General features: G+C 65.9%; 11 protein-coding genes and 1 tRNA gene. 8 read left to right on the plus strand and 4 right to left on the minus strand.

The genetic code is table 11. The features are described 5' to 3' along the window. Positions 1-321: 321 nt before the first annotated feature. Positions 322-1557 carry a hypothetical protein gene (locus tag AC0CH3_RS13175; protein ID WP_333951432.1) on the plus strand — a complete coding sequence of 412 codons (1236 nt, stop codon included), beginning with the start codon at positions 322-324 and terminating at the stop codon, positions 1555-1557. A gap of 65 nt (positions 1558-1622) precedes the next feature. Further along, the gene (locus AC0CH3_RS13180) at positions 1623-2945 is read left to right on the plus strand and encodes a hypothetical protein (protein WP_465237987.1); all 1323 of its coding nucleotides are present in this window, start codon (positions 1623-1625) and stop codon (positions 2943-2945) included. 398 nt (positions 2946-3343) lie between these two features. Here the strand turns inward: AC0CH3_RS13180 and AC0CH3_RS13185 are convergent. Next, positions 3344-3417: transfer RNA gene (locus AC0CH3_RS13185), tRNA-Gln, on the minus strand. A gap of 185 nt (positions 3418-3602) precedes the next feature. On the opposite strand from AC0CH3_RS13185, the gene AC0CH3_RS13190 reads away from it, so the two are divergent. After that, positions 3603-4622, plus strand: a complete 1020-nt coding sequence (locus tag AC0CH3_RS13190) for a Ppx/GppA phosphatase family protein (protein WP_056018214.1) — start codon at positions 3603-3605, stop codon at positions 4620-4622. After that, positions 4619-5299 (plus strand): RlmE family RNA methyltransferase, encoded by a 681-nt coding sequence (locus tag AC0CH3_RS13195; protein ID WP_031393473.1) that lies wholly within the window; start codon positions 4619-4621, stop codon positions 5297-5299. Before AC0CH3_RS13190 ends, AC0CH3_RS13195 begins: the two co-directional genes overlap by 4 nt. A 459-nt stretch (positions 5300-5758) precedes the next feature. Here AC0CH3_RS13195 and rpoZ read toward each other — a convergent pair whose 3' ends face one another. After that, on the minus strand, positions 5759-6103 hold the full coding sequence (gene rpoZ / locus AC0CH3_RS13200; RefSeq protein ID WP_031439727.1) for a DNA-directed RNA polymerase subunit omega: 345 nt from the start codon (positions 6101-6103) through the stop codon (positions 5759-5761). Between the two features lie 159 nt (positions 6104-6262). Between rpoZ and AC0CH3_RS13205 the strand changes: the two genes are divergently transcribed. After that, on the plus strand, positions 6263-7471 hold the full coding sequence (locus AC0CH3_RS13205) for a phospholipase D-like domain-containing protein (RefSeq protein WP_465237988.1): 1209 nt from the start codon (positions 6263-6265) through the stop codon (positions 7469-7471). 24 nt (positions 7472-7495) lie between these two features. On the opposite strand, the gene tldD is transcribed toward AC0CH3_RS13205, so the two are convergent. Both tldD and AC0CH3_RS13215 read right to left on the minus strand, forming a co-directional pair. Continuing rightward, positions 7496-8926 carry a metalloprotease TldD gene (gene tldD, locus AC0CH3_RS13210; protein ID WP_354300668.1) on the minus strand — a complete coding sequence of 477 codons (1431 nt, stop codon included), beginning with the start codon at positions 8924-8926 and terminating at the stop codon, positions 7496-7498. An 18-nt stretch (positions 8927-8944) separates the two neighbouring features. Further along, a complete protein-coding gene (locus AC0CH3_RS13215) occupies positions 8945-9178 on the minus strand; it encodes a zinc-finger domain-containing protein (protein ID WP_056018220.1) in 234 nt (77 codons plus the stop codon). A gap of 266 nt (positions 9179-9444) precedes the next feature. Here AC0CH3_RS13215 and AC0CH3_RS13220 point away from each other — a divergent pair, with 266 nt between their 5' ends. The 3 genes from AC0CH3_RS13220 (at position 9445) to AC0CH3_RS13230 (ending at position 13168) form a co-directional block, all read left to right on the plus strand. After that, positions 9445-10368: an ABC transporter ATP-binding protein gene (locus AC0CH3_RS13220; RefSeq protein ID WP_333995711.1), complete on the plus strand. Its 924-nt coding sequence runs from the start codon at positions 9445-9447 to the stop codon at positions 10366-10368. Then, a complete protein-coding gene (gene nadB, locus AC0CH3_RS13225; protein WP_333995713.1) occupies positions 10365-11942 on the plus strand; it encodes an L-aspartate oxidase in 1578 nt (525 codons plus the stop codon). The genes AC0CH3_RS13220 and nadB overlap by 4 nt, the downstream gene beginning before the upstream one ends. A 116-nt stretch (positions 11943-12058) precedes the next feature. Beyond that, the gene (locus AC0CH3_RS13230) at positions 12059-13168 is read left to right on the plus strand and encodes a serine hydrolase (protein ID WP_354300665.1); all 1110 of its coding nucleotides are present in this window, start codon (positions 12059-12061) and stop codon (positions 13166-13168) included. The last annotated feature ends 199 nt before the right edge of the window (positions 13169-13367 follow it).

Below are 13367 nucleotides of genomic sequence, written 5' to 3' on the forward strand. Positions count from 1 at the left end.
GGATGCTGTCGCCCGTCGAGTTCGAACGGCAGCAGGCTTTGATGGCTCAAGGCGTCTAGAAAACGAGGGGCTACTCATTGTGACACGCGCTTAAGTGCAGCTTTTTACTTTTCGCGGAGGGAAATGTTGCTAGTCCAAAAGGGCCCATGAGCTGTCGGTCCGCTCACGGCGCGAGCTGCCGGACGGGAATGCGCCCCAATATCGGTCATTCAGATCGTCGTGAGGGAGCCTGAAAGCGGATGCTTGTGTATGTGAGAACAGCCAGCGAAGCGAACGACGGATCATTGCGCTAGTGTTGATCCCAACTTGAGGGGGAATGCGATGTCGAAAAAAGCTACGTTGGCTTCTTATCTCGACCCACCCAGCTGGCGACCCTTTACTCTCGACGAACAAAAAGCCTATTTCGCTGAACTGCGTGGTCGCGCGAAGGCGGGAAACAAGAGGCGTGCGGCGACCCGGGGACGCAAGGCCGCGCTCGTTCTGCAGGAGAGCGTCTCGCCCTTCGACGCCTACACCTATTTGCACGCCCGATTTGGCGCGCCGAACGGTCTCCAGACGATGCTGGCGCGGGACGATTCCGACAACCTGTTCCACTGGGACTACTATCTGAAGGCGGGCGGTGCGAAACTCCAGTTTGTTGGAGCGTCAGAAGAGGTCCATGTCCACTTCGACATCAACGTTACCGACGAGCAATGCGTCGCCTTCATCAAGGCGTTCCGCGCCGATTTCGGAAGGGTCGGCCAAGACAAGGGGCGCTTCGCCGCCAGCCTTGAGAAATGGAACATTTTCCCCAACCAGTTCCTTGCGATCGCCGATCGCTGCGCGGAACTCTATGACGACATCGCCACAGCGCTGCCCAAAATCGAGCGCAAAATACTCGCCGACAAGTTGACCACTCAGGCACTAATGGCCGAAAAGCGGCGTAAGGCGCATGCCCGGTGGATGAAGGCGGTCACGACCGCGCCGACGGAGCTGTCGGTGCTGATGCCCGTCCTTTTCGAATCCTTTATCGGTCTCATCGTCGCCTTGCTGATCAAGCCGGAGGTGAAGAGCAACGCGGAGGCCTTCAACGCTTTCGTCAGGAGTCCCCTCAATCAAAAGCTCCTCGCGATAGCCGACCGGTGCACGGGCTTTGGTAGGCCGCTCGCACAGGAAGATCCGGTCTTCGGGCGGTATTGGACGGTAGTGAACCGACGCAACGACATCATTCACGGTAATGTCGATCCGGTCCGGGATGCGCTCGAGGCAGTCTATTTCCATGGCAAGCGCCCGCTCTACAAGACGGGGGGCGACCGCATGCGCCAGCACTGGAAAAGGTTAATCGACCGGTACCGGCCACAGGATGTTGTGGACGACTATCTGGCGATGCACGCCTTCATCATCGACATCCTCGACCACATGACCCCTAATGGGCGTCGTGTGGTCGAAATGGTGATGGAGGACACCCAGCCCGGCTGGGATAACCGGCGCAAGATCGCCGGTCGCTTGTTTCCCGACCATGTGGCGACGACGGTGTTCGAGGGTATGCGGTACGATTGGCAGCTGGAGCGAAATTAGGCTTCGCGCCGATCGCGCACTCGAAGCAGGAATGAGGACGAGACGACACCATGGCGCGAAATCCAATGTGGATCGCCACTAGGCAGGGACAGGATTGGCGCGACGAAACATCGCTCGCGGCAATCGACTGGCTCGTTTCGACCGTCCCGCTCGCCGACTGGACCACCCGCATGGACCGCGTCCGCGCAGTGTTCGAGCCCGCTCGCGACCTTTGGCCGACTGGCGCCCGGCCTCCACTCTACGATCCGCGCGATCTAATTGCCTGGTACATATTCCAGGCAAACGCCTATGCCACCGATCGCGCAAACCTAGCGGAGCATGAGGCGTATCGGATCGCTCCGGTTTTCCGCCGGCTCGGCCAGCTCCTGCCGACGTTGAAGTGCGTCGTAGGCGCCGAAGAGCGAGCCGCGCGTATGATGGTCAATAATCGTTCTACCCCCGACGAAGCACTTTATGAACTACTGGTGGCGGGTGCCTACGGTTCGCGCGGCTGGAGCGATGTCCGCTTCGTGCCCGAGGACCCACCCAACCGGACACCGGATCTCCATATAAGTCGCGGACGCAGCCGCTGGGCGGTCGAATGCACGCGCACAGGCCGATCTGACTATATGGCGCAGGAGCGCGCGGCCGGCGACGTCCTAGCTCGTTTGGCGCTTGAGGAAGCCGAGCGGGCCCGAGTGTCGATCCGGGTGGAGACGATCTACCAAGACGAGTTGATCAACCTCCCCGAGCGGTACCTCGCCGACAGGGTCGCGAACTTTCTTTTGGGCGGGCCCGGCGAATGGGAAGATGCGGCCGGCGGGGGCAGAATCGAACGTGCGGATCTCAGGCAGCTGCGAGCCTTGCTTCCCCATGACGACATCATCTTCGGTGCAAGCCGGATGATCGAGTTGGTGATGGGCGACTATATGGATGCCGTCGACTATCGCATGGCGGGCGAATGGACGCCGGCGCCCGGCCGCGCCTTTCATGCGACGGCGGTTTCTCGAGCCAGCGTGATCGGCTGGATAAGCGCGTCGGAGGAGGCCGCACGGCGCAAGGCGATGCACTTTCGGTCGTTGGTCGCCAAAAAGGCAGGCCAGTTGCACGACCGGCCCGGTGTTCTCCATGTCGCTTATGAAACGACAGGCGGGAATGCCGTGGAGGGGCTGCGGCATCGGTTGAACGCCGAGCAGATGCGAAGCTTTGAGTCGCGTGGCAGCACGCTCGAATGGGTCTACGGGAACTATCTGACGCCGGAGCACACGACCGCGCGATTGGAGTCGGCGGCGCTTTCGGAAACCACCGCCACTTATCCAATCAGAGGCCGCCGGCATCGCCAGCCACTCCGACACCATATGCTTTTCCTCGACGACGACGGAACGCCGGGAAGCCACTGGCTACGGTGAACGTTGAATTCACGACCTCAGCCTTACTAAGGCCGTTCGCATCCCGTCCTATGTCAGCTTATCCTTGGAGCGTTCTTGATAACTGTCAGGCAGCTTTCGGCTCACTTCCAGCCGTTCAGCGGCACCTGAACGAACGCCCGGTTTCGGGAAGCGCATCATTAGCGCTGAATGGTCGGGATTGGATCTTAGGCGCACAGCTCCCTAATCCGACACATTCGATCTTGTAGGCATCTCTGTCGGGGTGAAGCGCGCATTTCATCCCAGCGACTTTACCTCTCACCAGCCATCTCAGCCCCACATCCCAGAGAAACGCGGCGATCTCCAGCCGCCAAGGGAAAGCACGCCCAAGGCGTACTCCTGTCACGGAGGTCCGGTTTCGGTGTCAAAGGATAAAGCGCTGGATGCCCCGTGAGGATTCGAACCTCAATAGGCGGTATCAGAAACCGCAGTCTTACCATTAGACGACGGGGCATCAGCGAGGGCGCGATCTAGGCGGGGCTTTGCCGCCTGTCAACGCCCCGATGTTGCCGATTCGCCACGTCGCTTGCGTAATCGCCGGGCTGCGCTACATTCGTTGCCAAGCACCGGGCGGGTATTTTCCCGCGGCGGCAGATATAGATAGTGAGTTTTGCGGCGATGGGGGATGTTTCCGCCCGAATGCCGTCCCGGCAGGGTGGTCCTGCCCGTCCGGCGGCGATCCGGCCCAGTCGTGGGCGATGGCCCGATGCGCAGGCCTTTGCCGCGCTGGATCTCGGCACCAACAATTGCAGATTGCTGATCGCACGCCCGCAGGCCGGCGGATTCGCGGTGATCGACGCGTTCTCGCGAATCGTCCGACTCGGCGAAGGGCTCGCCTCGACCGGCCAGCTGAGCGACGCCGCGATCGAGCGGACGATCGCCGCGCTGCGCGTGTGTTCGGAGAAATTGAAGCGCCGCAACGTCACGCTCGCGCGCTCGGTCGCAACCGAGGCGTGCCGCCAGGCGCGCAACGGCCCCGCTTTCATCGCGCGCGCGCTCGCCGAGACGGGGATCCATCTCGACATCATCACCGCGGAGGAAGAGGCGCGGCTGGCGGTGCTCGGCTGCCATGCGCTGATCGAACCCGGTAACGACCCCGCGCTGATCTTCGACATCGGCGGCGGTTCGACCGAGCTCGTGCTGGTCGATACGTCGACACCGATCCCGACCGTGCTCGACTGGCATTCCGCGCCGTGGGGCGTCGTGTCGCTGACCGAGCATGCAGGCGGCGGCAAGGGCGAGGCGGGCCGGCGCGCGGCCTATGCGCGGATGCGGCAGGTCGTCGCGGACAGCATCGCGCCGTTCGCCGCGCGGCTGCCGGCCAATGTCGAGCGGCCGCGGCTGCTCGGTACCAGCGGCACCGTGACGACGCTCGGCAGCGTGCATCTGGGGCTGAGCCATTACGACCGCTCGGTGGTCGACGGGTTGATCGTGCCCGCCAGCGCAATGCGGCGGATCAGCGCGAACCTGTCGCACATGGCGATCGAGGAGCGGGCGAAGCTCGCCTGCATCGGAAACGAGCGCGCCGACCTGGTGGTCGCGGGCTGCGCGATATTGGAGACGATCATGGACATCTGGCCCGCCGAACGGCTCGGCATCGCCGACCGCGGCATTCGCGAGGGCATATTGCGCCGCCTGATGGGCAGCCCGAAGCCATGAGCCGTGGTGGTTCGGGCGGGCATACCCGCGTCCTCACCGCGCGCAAGCGGACCGCGCAGTCGACGCGCTGGCTCGAGCGCCAGCTGAACGACCCGTACGTCAAGCGCGCCAAGGCCGAGGGCTATCGAAGCCGGGCGGCGTACAAGCTGACCGAGCTCGACGAACGGTTCGAGGTCATCAAGGGGTCGAAGCGCGTCATCGATCTCGGAATCGCGCCGGGCGGCTGGGCGCAGGTGATCAAGCGCCGCCTGCCCAAGGCGGCGGTGGTCGGCATCGACCTGTTGCCGGTCGACCCGATCGACGGCGTGACGATCTTCCAGATGGATTTCATGGACGATGCGGCGCCCGCGATGCTGATCGATGCGCTCGGCGGCGCGCCCGACCTCGTGCTGTCGGACATGGCGGCGAACACCGTCGGCCATCCGCAGACCGACGCGCTCAGGACGATGGCGCTCGTCGAGGCGGCGCTCGATTTCGCCTGCGACGTGCTGGAGAAGGGCGGGACGTTCGTGTCGAAGGTCTTCGCGGGCGGTGCCGATTCGGCGCTGGTCGCGGAGATGAAGCGCAACTTCACCAGCGTGAAGCATGCCAAGCCGCCGGCAAGCCGCAAGGGATCGGTCGAGTGGTTCGTCGTGGCGCAGGGGTTCAAGGGTCGATCGGTGGACCGGGAGCGCTGATCCACCGATCGACCCGGCCAGCGCCGCCCTGCGGCGTCTGACCCCGCGGCTTTGCCGCGGCGGGGTGGTTTTGGGGCCTGATGGCGGTGGCATCGCCGGCGCCCCTGCCCCCTGCGCCCTTCAGGCTTAATTCCGTGTCCCGCGACCCGGCACCCTCCCCCCGTTCGTGCTGAGCGTAGTCGAAGCACCTTGAGTCCCACGCCCTTCGACTACCCTCAGGGCGAACGGTGGGGGGGGTGGCGACCGATGGCCACCTGCACCGTGAAGGCGAACCTGCTCCCGCTACACTCCCTCCGCTTCACCCCCAACGACACCCGCGCAGAGAAAAGGCCCGCGGACCTTCAGGTCCACGAGCCTTTCAATCGCACCAACCAAGCGATGCCGCAGCATCGTTCGCCGGAAACCGATCAGGGTCGGATCGCAACATGGCCCGGCTCGCGCCGCACCACGTCCGTGCGATCAACCCTCGTAATCGGCACCCAGATTCTGGTTGCGCGGCGGGGCGGCGGCGGTGAGGCGCAGTGCCTCGGCCGATGCCGCGAGGCTGCCGACGGCATCGACCTCGTCGTCATCGTCGACGCGGACCTTCTGCAGGCCCTGGATGACCGATTCCTTGAGATGCGCGGGCTTGACGTTCTCGTCGGCGATCTCGCGCAGCGCGACCACCGGGTTCTTGTCGCGGTCGCGGTCGAGCGTCAGTTCGGCGCCGCCCGAGATCTGCCGCGCCCGCTGTGCTGCGAACAGCACCAGGTCGAACCGGTTGGGGATCTTGTCGACACAATCTTCGACAGTAACGCGCGCCATGACGCTTCCTTCGCAACGAACACCGATAGGGAGAATGACGGCGCCTACCCACACCCCGCCACAAAGTCAAGATTTTGCCGCCGGGGGGCGCCCACGTCCCCCCGCGCCGCATGGCCGCGAGGTTGCATCGGCCCGAGCCTGTGTCCACTAGCTCTTGCCATGACCATGCCCGCCCCCCAGCTCGATCGCACCACGGCCCCGCAGGCGGTGGACTCGGTCTTCACCGTCGACGGCAACCGGCTGACGCTGCTCGAAGCGGGACCCGAGCGGCTCGAGGCACTGATCGGGCTGATCGACGGCGCACGGCATTCGTTGCGAATCCTCTATTACATCTACGCCGACGACGACGCGGGGCAGCGCGTGAACGACGCGATGATCGCCGCGGCGAAACGCGGCGTGACGGTTGCGCTCATCGTCGACGGCTTTGGCAGCGACGATGCGGCGAGCGTCGACTTCTTCGACCCGCTCAAGGCCGCCGGGATCGCGGTGTGCCGGTTCTCCGCACGGTTCGGCCGGCGGTATCTGCTGCGCAATCACCAGAAGCTCGCGCTGGCGGACGGCGAGCACGACGACGCGCGGATCATCGTTGGCGGCTTCAACGTCGAGGACGATTATTTCGGGACGGTCGCCGACAATGCCTGGCGCGATCTCGGCCTGCTGATCGAAGGCCCGGCCGCGGGACGGCTGGCGGGCTATTTCGATTCGCTCAGCGGGTGGATCCATCAGCCCAAGGGCAAGCTGCGCAAGCTCAACCATGCGCTGCGCCGCTATAGCGAGACGCAGGGACCGATGCGCTGGCTGATCGGCGGACCGACGCGGCGGCTGTCACCCTGGGCGCGGGCGGTCCGCGACGACATGCGCCGCGCGACGAGTATCGACATCATCGCCGGCTATTTCACGCCAAGCCCGACGATGTTGCGCAGGCTGGATCGCGCGGGGCGTCGTACCGACCGCGTGCGCATCGTCACCGCCGCGAAATCGGACAACAACGCGACGATCGCCGCCGCGCGGTTCACCTATGCGGGGCTGTTACGCAAGGGCGTGCACGTCTTCGAATATCAGCCGACGAAGCTGCACACCAAGCTCTACGTGATCGACGACGCGGTCCATATCGGCTCCGCCAATTTCGATATGCGCAGCCTGTTCATCAACATGGAGCTGATGATCCGGATCGAGGACGCCGCCTTCGCCGCGCATGTCCGCCGCTATGTCGAATCCGAGATCGCGTGCTCGACCGAGATCACACCGGCGTTGTACAAGGAAAAGACCGGCTGGCTGCAGCGTGTGAAACAGTTCTGCGCGTATTTCGTCGTCGCGGTCGTCGACCCCAACGTCTCGCGCGGACTGAACTTCGGGGTCGAGGACTAGGGCGCTGACGGTCGGTGGCGACGCTTACTGCGCCGCCGTTCCGCCGACCGTCAGCCCGTCCACGAGCAACGTCGGCTGGCCGACGCCCGCGGGCACCGACTGCCCGCCCTTGCCGCACATCCCGATCCCTTCGTCGAGCGCGAAGTCGTTACCGATCCCGCGCACCTTGGTCAGCGAGCTCGGCCCGTCGCCGATCAAAGTCGCGCCCTTGATCGGTGCGCCCAGCTTGCCGTCCTCGACCAGATAGGCCTCGGTGCAGCTGAACACGAACTTGCCCGACACGATGTCGACCTGCCCGCCGCCGAACGCCTTGGCGAAGATACCCTTCTTCACGCGGCTCAGCAGCTCGGCGGGATCGTCGTTGCCCGCCTTCATGAAGGTGTTGGTCATCCGCGGCATCGGCGCGTGCGCATAGCTTTCGCGGCGGCCATTGCCCGTCGCCTCGACGCCCATCAGCCGCGCGTTGAGCCGGTCCTGCATATAGCCCTTGAGGATGCCGTCCTCGATCAGCACGGTCTCGCGCGTCGGCGTGCCCTCGTCGTCGATCGTCAGCGAGCCGCGGCGATCCTGGAGCGATCCGTCGTCGACCACGGTCACGCCCTCGGCTGCGACGCGCTCGCCGATCCGCCCCGAAAAGGCCGACGTGCCCTTGCGGTTGAAGTCGCCCTCGAGCCCGTGGCCGATCGCCTCGTGCAGCAGGATGCCGGGCCAGCCATTGCCGAGCAGCACGGTCATCTCGCCCGCGGGTGCCGCGATCGACTCGAGATTGACGAGCGCCTGCGACAGCGCTTCGTCGATCGCGCGGTTGTACGTCTCGGGCTGGAAGAGGTCGGTGTAGAGATAGCGGCCGCCGATGCCGTAGCTGCCCGTCTCGCGACGGCCGTTCTGCTCGGCGACGATCGACACGTTGAGCCGCACCAGCGGCCGGACGTCGGTGGCGACGAAGCCGTCGGCGCGGACGATTTCGACCACCGACCATGTCCCCGAGAGGCTGACCGAGACCTGCGCGACGCGCGGATCGCGCGCGCGCGCGGCGGCGTCGATCGTCTGGCATAGGTTCACCTTATCTGCGAACGGCACGAGGTCGAGCGGATCGGCGGCGGTGTAGCGGTGGCGGTTGGTGCCCTGCGGCGGGCCGGCCTTGGCGGCGACGCCGGGCTCGATCAGCGCCATCGTCTCGGCGGCGCGGCGGATCGCGGCGGGGGTCATCTCGTTCGAATGCGCGAACGCGGTCATCTCGCCCGACACCGCGCGCAGGCCGAAGCCCGAGCTCGTGTCGTACGAGGCGGTCTTCAGCCGGCCGTCGTCGAACCCGAACGCCTCCGCCTTGCGGTACTGGAGATAGAGTTCGCCGTCATCGGCCTTGGACAGTGCCTTGGCGGTGAGGGCCTGCGCCTGCTCGGGGTCGAGCGTGTCGCGGTAGAGGAACGAGCGGGGGTCTGCGGCTATCGTCATCCGATAGATATAAGGGGCTTAGCGCCCTGCGCCATCCCCATGGTCGCGCAATGTCGACTGGTCCGCACCATCGGCAGGGCCGCCGACGAGGATGAAGCGCCGGTCGCAATAGCCGCAATCGACATAGCCGGTCTCGTCGATCTGCAACCAGACGCGCGGATGGCCGAGCGCTGCGCCGCCGGGAATGTCGGTGGCGCCATCGCAGGCGACGCGGGCGTGGGTGACGCGGGTGGTTTCGAGCGGCGGATGCATGGCTGCGCGATAGCAAGCGCGGGCGGGGCGGGCAATTGGTTCTTCTGTGGTGATAGGAAGGAAGGATTTGTTCACGCGGAGGCGCGAAGGCGCGGAGATGATGCGCTTGTCGCGAAGCGTCCTTCACATCGGGAACGGCAGAACAGGACTTGGGTCTCCCGACCGAGAGGCTGGATGCGACTTCTCCGCGCCTCCGCGCGAACAAATCTTCTTTGCAACGCCCGAGGGGAGATGACCCGCCCTCCCCGCCCCGCTATGCCGCGACCATGACCGAAGCCGCGATCGCCATCACCAATCTCTGCAAGACCTATGCGGGCGGCAAGCGCGCGCTCGACGGCGTGACGTTCGACGTGCCGCGCGGCCAGATCTTCGGGCTGCTCGGCCCGAACGGCGCGGGCAAGTCGACGCTGATCAACATCCTCGCAGGCCTCGTCAACAAGACCGACGGCAACGCGGCGATCTGGGGCTTCGACACCGACGACCATCCGCGCAACGCCAAGGCGTCGATCGGGATCGTCAACCAGGAGATCCTGTTCGATCCCTTCTTCTCGCCGTTCGAGACGCTCGAGATCCAGGCCGGGCTGTACGGCGTCCCCAAGGCGAAGCGCCGGACGATGGAGCTGCTCCGCGCGGTGCATCTCGAAGACAAGGCGCACGCCTATGCGCGCACGCTGTCGGGGGGCATGAAGCGCCGCCTGATGGTCGCCAAGGCGATGGTCCATTCGCCCCCCGTGCTCGTCCTCGACGAGCCGACCGCGGGCGTCGACATCGAGCTGCGCCAGCAGCTCTGGACCTATGTCCGCAGCCTCAACGCGGCCGGCGTGACGGTCGTGCTGACGACGCATTATCTCGAGGAAGCCGAGGAGCTCTGCGACCGGATCGCGATCATCAACAACGGCCGCCTGATCGCGAACGAACCCACGCGCGAGCTGGTCGGCAAGGCGCAGGAGAAGATCGTCGCGGTGACGGTGGACCGCGACGTGACCGAGGTCCCCGCCAATGCCTGTTTCCAGAAGATCGCGCTCAAGGGCAGCCGGACGCTGGAGATCACCTATGCCAAGGACCGCGTGAACGCGGGCGAAGTGCTGGCCGCGATCCAGGGTGGCGGGTTCGGCATCGTCGACGTCTCGACCAAGGAACCCGATCTCGAGGACGTCTTCCTCAGCCTGACCCGCGCCGCCAACGCATGACGAGCGACATCCTGATCGTCGGATCGGGTGCCGCCGGGCTGACCGCAGCACTGAACCTGGCCGACCGCTTCACCGTGACCGTACTCGCCAAGGGCGCGCTCCACGAGGGCTCGACCGCCTGGGCGCAAGGCGGGATCGCCGCGGTTCTCGAACCTGGCGACACGTTCGAGAACCATGTCGAGGACACGATGGTCGCGGGCGCCGGCCTCAACGACCGCGCGGTCGTCGAGATGGTCGTCGAGGGCGCCCCCGCCGCGATCGAGCGCCTCACGCATCTCGGCGTCCCGTTCGAGACCGAAGGCAACGCGCTCCATTTGACGCGCGAGGGCGGGCACAGCCATCGCCGGATCGTCCATGTTGCCGATGCGACCGGCTGGGCGGTGCAGGAGGCGCTGCAAAAGGCCGCCGAGGCGCATCCCAACATCACGCTCGTCCCCGATCAGATCGCGATCGACCTCGCGACCGGTCGTCACGAGGAGCGCTATTCGGGTGCCGGCAACGTCTGGGGCGTCTACGCGGTCGATCGCCACACCGAACGCGTCGCGCTGTACACCGCGCGGGCGACGATATTGGCGACCGGAGGTGCCGGCCGGACCTATCTCTTCTCGACGGCGCCGCGCGGCGCGACGGGCGACGGCATCGCGATGGCGTGGCGGGCGGGTGCGCGCGTCTCCAACATGGAGATGATGCAGTTCCACCCGACCTGCCTCTACAATCTCGACGTGAAGAACTTCCTGATCACCGAGGCGGTGCGCGGCGAAGGCGGGCGGCTAATCAACCCGTCGACGGGACACCGGTTCATGGTTGATTACGATCCGGACCGGATGGAACTCGCCCCCCGCGACGTGGTCGCGCGCGCGATCGACGCGGAGATCAAGCGCGACGGGCTCGATTACGTCCATCTCGACATCAGCCACATGCCCGCCGACTTCATCCGGCATCATTTCCCCAACATCCACGACAAGCTGCTCGGGCTTGGCATCGACATGACGACCGGGCCGATTCCGGTCGTGCCGGCGCAGCATTACACCTGCGGCGGGATCGTCATCGACGAGCATGGCAAGACCGACCTCCCCGGCCTGTATGCCGCGGGAGAATGCACCGAATCGGGCCTGCACGGCGCGAACCGGCTGGCGTCCAACTCGCTGCTCGAATGCTTCGTGTTCGGCGAGGCGGCCGCGGACAGCATTGCCGCCGCATGGGACAGCCTGCCCCCGCCCCCGCCGATCCGCCCCTGGGACGAAAGCCGCGTCACCGATTCGGACGAGGAGGTGGTCATCAAGCAGACCTGGACCGAAATCCGCCGGTTCATGTGGAATTACGTCGGCATCGTCCGCACGACCAAACGGCTCGAACGCGCGCAGCACCGGATCAAGCTGCTCAACGACGAGGTGGCCGAATATTACCAGCATTTCCGGGTCACGCCCGACCTGATCGAGCTGCGAAATCTGCTCCAGACCGCCGAGCTGATCGTCCGCTCGGCGCTACACCGCCACGAAAGCCGCGGGTTGCACTATACGCTCGACTATCCCGGCATGCTGCCCGATGCGATCGATACCGTGCTCGTTCCCTGATTTTTCGCGGCCCGACGTGTCCAGAGTGCGGCTCGTCGCACGTGGCCGGTACGGGCATATCGCGGACGGTGCGGGCCGATAAGGATTGCCGCCGGATCACGGGGCAATCGGTACATATGGCATCTGGCAGGTTCGCGTGTCTCTTGGGGGTCACCGGCATCGCGCTCGCGGTTGCGGGCTGTGGCCCCTCGTCGCGACCGGGGACGAGCACCGCCGCGCCGCAGGGCGATCCGCAGGCGACCGTCTCGATCCCGATCCCGCCCGTCGCCGCGCGTCCTGTTCGTGCCGCGCCGGCACAGCTCGATGCTGCGATCGTCGCGCTGCATCAGGGGTTCGAGGGAAAGTCGGGGATCGCGATCCGCGCGGTCGATGATGGCTGGACGGTCGAGGTCGGCGGACGCCAGCATTTGCCGCAGCAATCGGTCAGCAAGCTCTGGGTCGCGATCACGCTGCTCGACCTGCGCGACCAGGGGAAGGCACGGCTCGAGGATCCCGTCGTGGTCCGGCCCGAGGACCTCACGCTGTTCCACCAGCCGATCGCGATGCTGGTCAAGGGCGACGGCTATCACACCACGGTCGGCGAGCTGCTGACGCGCGCGCTGACGCACAGCGACAATACCGCGAACGACCGGTTGCTGAGCTATGTCGGCGGCCCGCGGGCAGTGCGCGGCATGATCCTGCGCAAGCAGCTCGGCGAGATCCGCTTCGGTCCGGGCGAGCGCCAGCTGCAGAGCGGGACCGCCGGGCTCGTCTGGCAGCCGGCCTATGCGCTCGGCAATGCGTTTGCCGTCGCCCGCGCGCAGCTCGATCCCACGGTCCGTGCCGCGGCGCTCGATGCCTATGTCGCCAACCCGCCCGATGGTGCTGCGCCGATCGCGATTGCCGATGCGCTCGCGCGGCTTGCGCGCGGCGAATTGCTCAGCGCGAGCTCGACGCAGGTGTTGCTCGACACGATGGGGGCGTCGGTCACCGGCCGCGCGCGGCTTCGCGCTGCGCTGCCCGCGGGGTGGCGGATCGCGCACAAGACCGGCACCGGTCAGGATCTCGGGCGCCGCAACGCGGGCTTCAACGATGTCGGCCTGCTCACCGCACCCGACGGCAAGCGCTATGCGATCGCGGTGATGATCGGCGACACGCTGCGCCCGATCCGCGAACGCCAGATGCTGATCCAGTCGGTTGCGGCGGCCGTCGCCGCGCATGCGGGCAGCGCGCGCCCTCAAAGCTGACTTCAATCCTCCCCCGCCAGGGGGAGGTGGCTGGCACTTGCCAGACGGAGGGGGCGGTAAAGGCGACCTCGGCTCCGTGTCCTCCCCCTCCGTCAGGCTGACGCCTGCCACCTCCCCCTGCCGGGGGAGGATCGCCTGATCGAGACGCGCGAGATTTCCTCCAACCTGATACCCAACAGCCACGCTTCGCCCATTGGTC

The sequence above is a fragment of the Sphingomonas sp. AC449 genome, from assembly GCF_979253475.1.

Bases quoted from the DNA above. Each gene is read 5' to 3' on its own strand.
- AC0CH3_RS13175 (WP_333951432.1), top strand. From the start codon at position 322: ATGTCGAAAAAAGCTACGTTGGCTTCTTATCTCGACCCACCCAGCTGG.
- AC0CH3_RS13180 (WP_465237987.1), top strand. From the start codon at position 1,623: ATGTGGATCGCCACTAGGCAGGGACAGGATTGGCGCGACGAAACATCG.
- AC0CH3_RS13190 (WP_056018214.1), top strand. From the start codon at position 3,603: ATGCCGTCCCGGCAGGGTGGTCCTGCCCGTCCGGCGGCGATCCGGCCC.
- AC0CH3_RS13195 (WP_031393473.1), top strand. From the start codon at position 4,619: ATGAGCCGTGGTGGTTCGGGCGGGCATACCCGCGTCCTCACCGCGCGC.
- rpoZ (WP_031439727.1), bottom strand. From the start codon at position 6,103: ATGGCGCGCGTTACTGTCGAAGATTGTGTCGACAAGATCCCCAACCGG.
- AC0CH3_RS13205 (WP_465237988.1), top strand. From the start codon at position 6,263: ATGACCATGCCCGCCCCCCAGCTCGATCGCACCACGGCCCCGCAGGCG.
- tldD (WP_354300668.1), bottom strand. From the start codon at position 8,926: ATGACGATAGCCGCAGACCCCCGCTCGTTCCTCTACCGCGACACGCTC.
- AC0CH3_RS13215 (WP_056018220.1), bottom strand. From the start codon at position 9,178: ATGCATCCGCCGCTCGAAACCACCCGCGTCACCCACGCCCGCGTCGCC.
- AC0CH3_RS13220 (WP_333995711.1), top strand. From the start codon at position 9,445: ATGACCGAAGCCGCGATCGCCATCACCAATCTCTGCAAGACCTATGCG.
- nadB (WP_333995713.1), top strand. From the start codon at position 10,365: ATGACGAGCGACATCCTGATCGTCGGATCGGGTGCCGCCGGGCTGACC.
- AC0CH3_RS13230 (WP_354300665.1), top strand. From the start codon at position 12,059: ATGGCATCTGGCAGGTTCGCGTGTCTCTTGGGGGTCACCGGCATCGCG.